The 1,149-nt window shown below is 61.1% G+C and carries 1 pseudogene; it reads left to right on the plus strand.

Annotated elements, in window-relative coordinates:
- Positions 1 to 33: 33 nt before the first annotated feature.
- Positions 34 to 1,149: pseudogene (locus NKI10_RS30850) on the plus strand (hypothetical protein); the annotation flags it as partial.

Genomic DNA, 1,149 nt, shown 5'->3' on the forward strand with positions numbered 1-1,149 from the left:
ACGGCGCGCCATCATGATGCGCCGGATTCGTCAGTGGTTGATCTGAATCCCCCCGCACCGTTCGAGTTGCGTGACCATGCTCGTTATGTGCCGGCGGCGCCTGCCGGGCCAGCGTTCGCCAGGGCAGAGGAGACGCCCTCCGCGGTTGGCGAGGCCGCGGTGGCCGAAACGCTGGCTCGGTTGCAAAAGCAGATGGTCGATGCTGACTTGTCGGGATATTTCGACTCGATTCCGCACGCGGACCTTCTACGATCGCCATGGGAGGCGCAACTCATGATGCATGGCAGCGGACAAGAACACGCCGCGGCGCCGTACGCCGGAGGCAGTGGGTCGATGCTGGGTGCCTCGGTGCTGCAGCCGGGTCACTCAACGGCGCGCCATCATCACGCGCCGGATTCGTCAGTGGTTGATCTGAATCCCCCCGCACCGTCCGAGTTGCGTGACCATGCTCGTTCTGTGCCGGCGGCGCTGCAGCCAGATCCTCCAATAGGGGTCTCCGGTGCCGACAAGCGTCCTCTTTATTCCAACGATGCGACCGTTGTCGACGGGCTGAGGTCAGCATTGGAGAGCACGGTCAAGCGCCATGTAAATTCTCTTCTCGGCTTTGGTCGTTGGCTCTTTGATAATAACAGGCCGGGATTTGCTGCTCGGCTTCACGAGGAGTCGCTGGATCCGGATCTCAAGGAGTACGAGAGCAAGAGTGGCTCCTCGGACGTGGCTAGAGCAGTGGGTCATCTCAAGACGTGGGCGGGCGGAGCGCCAGTGCTGGACCGCGCCGCTGTCCTGAATAATCCCGACCCTGCCGACGCCGCGCTCATCAGAGATTATACAGCGGCTCCCATCAAAGAGTACAAGGCAGCGCCGACCGGGCCGAATCCCGGTACCATTCAGACCTATGGATCTGCTCCTAGACGTTTCAGTGAATACCTGGTTGAAAACCACAAGCCGGGGATTGCGGCTCGGCTTCACGAGGGGTCGCTGGATGAAGATGCCAAGCGCTATAACAACTCCGGTGGGATCAGTGCACTAGCTCATCTCCGGAAGTCCGAACTCGGGCGCGAGCTCCCTGGGAAAGCTAATGAAGACGACGCTGTTCTGGCATCGTCTTTCGTGCCTACTGGGCCCCATCACCAAGCCTCGGATCCCGCA

The organism is Mesorhizobium sp. M0802, assembly GCF_040320115.1.
In the GTDB taxonomy this organism is placed as follows: domain Bacteria; phylum Pseudomonadota; class Alphaproteobacteria; order Rhizobiales; family Rhizobiaceae; genus Mesorhizobium.